Source organism: uncultured Oscillibacter sp., assembly GCF_910579365.1.
In the GTDB taxonomy this organism is placed as follows: domain Bacteria; phylum Bacillota; class Clostridia; order Oscillospirales; family Oscillospiraceae; genus Oscillibacter.
On record NZ_CAJTUX010000144.1, the window covers coordinates 1 to 2,335 of the forward strand.

At 55.6% G+C, this 2,335-nt stretch carries 4 protein-coding genes; all 4 read left to right on the forward strand.

All coding sequences use genetic code 11. From position 1 onward, the window contains the following. A partial coding sequence (locus QZ329_RS15485) for an ABC transporter permease (protein ID WP_295753895.1) occupies positions 1–505 on the forward strand: 505 nt, incomplete at its 5' end. A gap of 15 nt (positions 506–520) precedes the next feature. Further along, a complete protein-coding gene (locus tag QZ329_RS15490) occupies positions 521–910 on the forward strand; it encodes a YxeA family protein (protein ID WP_295753896.1) in 390 nt (129 codons plus the stop codon). 343 nt (positions 911–1,253) lie between these two features. Then, the gene (locus QZ329_RS15495; RefSeq protein WP_295753897.1) at positions 1,254–1,649 is read left to right on the forward strand and encodes a sigma factor-like helix-turn-helix DNA-binding protein; all 396 of its coding nucleotides are present in this window, start codon (positions 1,254–1,256) and stop codon (positions 1,647–1,649) included. A gap of 108 nt (positions 1,650–1,757) precedes the next feature. Then, positions 1,758–2,210: an RNA polymerase subunit sigma-24 gene (locus tag QZ329_RS15500; protein WP_295753898.1), complete on the forward strand. Its 453-nt coding sequence runs from the start codon at positions 1,758–1,760 to the stop codon at positions 2,208–2,210. Positions 2,211–2,335 lie beyond the last annotated feature (125 nt).

The following is a 2,335-nucleotide window of genomic DNA, read 5'->3' on the forward strand; positions in this document are numbered from 1 at the left end:
GTTTCCCGCTCTGCTGGCTGGCAAGCTGGCCGTCTGCGGACTGCTCTCCCTGTTCCTGGGGATCGTCAGCACCGTGTTCACTGTGACGGCATCCTCCCTTTTGGGCTTCCCCGGCGGCGATTTTCCGGCAGTCATGCAAGCCGGGTTGCAGATCACGTTCAACTGCCTGTTCCTCTATATCGCGGTTCTGCCAATCATCGCCATCGCCGCCCGTATCCCAAACGGGCACTTAATTGGAGCGGTGGTAGCCTTTGTCTACGGCTACGGCGGGATGTTTGCGGCAGGGAGCATGACCTTGGCGAATTTGTATCCCGTGACCGCAAGCATGGGGCTGATCGGATACCGTAGCTATGATGCGGCCGTCCATTGGAATCCGTTGCTTTGTATGCTCAGTTTGCTGGCCGCTCTGCTGATTGCCGCCGCTTTTGTGGCGACAGCAAAAAAAGGCGCGGCTCCAAAGACAGCAAAAAAGCCCAAGCGGGTCATCACAAAAAAAGGTTGGTAAGGGGTGTCAAACAATATGAAGAAAAAATTGAAAATCATAATAGGCGTCGTTGCTGTCTTTCTCATTGGTCTGGTCGGCTTTTGCGCATGGTTTCTCTCCGGCTCCGGCAGCGCCGAGTATTACGCCCAGATCGACAACACCAAGGTGGAACAGGTGGATTCTAACGGAGGCGTCATTAACTTCAAAGGCAACCTGCCCTATTCCTACACGCTGCTGTCCTATGACGAAAATGGGAGCGAGAAAGAGATCACCTTTGGAACTTCCAGAGAACTGCGGGAAGGGGCCTTTATTCGTCTGACCGTCATGCCAGTCCGGGGTGTCCTGGATTGGAGCGAGGTACAGTATGACGAGCTTCCGGTAGCAGTGCAGAATCACTATTCTGCTCCATCGGATGATGTAGGGTAATTTCAGCGAATAACAGAAGTTCTATCCATTTAGGGCTTATTTTCTGCGGCGGTTTATTAAAGCCGCCGCCTTTCCATTTGCTTTCTCGACATATAGGAGAATGCCGCTATGCAATTACAGATAGATAGGAGCTTGTCAAAAAAAGCCTGACCCCCGCAGCGGCGCACTCCACCCAAGATTGCGAAAATAGTCATTTTCTGACGACTCATAATGTCGTCCCCGGCGCCCGAACAGTCTTGCACTGTCCGGGCGCTTTTCTATACCCAGGCCAGCAACACCGGCCCCGCTGCCGCTCCCCGCCCCCTTCGTTCAGACCCCAAAAATCTGAACGGAGGAAAGGACGATGGAAATTACCATCAACTACTATGGGCAGGCCGTGTCCGTTTCGGTAGAGGTCTACGAATATCTCACCCAGGCCGACCACAAGGCGGAGAACCTTGCCCATGAACAACGGCGGCACTGGGATGGGCGTGAGTGTGATGAGTACATAATCAGCACCGAGGGCCGCTTGTCCTACTGTGCTACCCCGGAGGAATTGGTCTGCCAGCGGGAAACGCTGGATGAAATTCTGGCGGTGCTGGCTCTCTGCACTCCCACCCAGCGGGAGCGGTTCTTGCTCTATGCCCTGTATGATTTCAGCTATGCGGAGATTGCCGAGATGTGCGGCTGCTCCAAGTACGCAGTCCGCGACAGCATTGTGGCGGTAAGAAAAATTTTTCAAACTTTTTTCAGAAAGTGACACCACGATAGGCCCCCTAAGTGGCTACCAGGTGAGGGGCGTTCGCTCCATCACCGGGAGGGACAAGCAGTTTCGGCTGTTTGTCCCTCCTGTCATTTAGGAGGCTATATGAAAATCATCAACCTGCGGCTCCGTTACCCCCACTGTCAGCAGGACAAGCTGGTGGAGGTCAGCGAGGAAGTCTTTGACGTGCTGTGCCAGTCCGTCAGGGAAATGCGGAACTATGAGCGCCGCAAGCGGTATCACCGGGCGTTCTACTCGCTGGACGCTTTCGACTGGACGGAGAACTATGCTTTGGAACACAGCCCGTCCCCGGAGCAGCTTGTCATGCTGGCGGAAGAAAGGGCCGAGCGTGACCGGCTGGCCGCTGCCTTGCGGGAGGCTCTGGCCTATGCCACCCCCACCCAGGCCCGCCGCATCCGCGCCTACTACCAGGGCGGGCTGACCCAGCAGCAGATCGCAGACCGGGAGTGTGTTCACAACAGTAACGTGTGCCTCTCTATCCGCCGTGGCCTGTGCAATCTGCGCCGCTTCTACGCAGACCATCCCCAGGGAAAGTGAGGGCGGCATGGCAGTTATCAATTTGCGAAAGCACTACTACCCTCTCTACACAAAGGACACATTCATTGAGGTGCCGGACGAGGTTGCCGCCGTCATGGAGGAATGTCGGCTCTATGAGAACCGGC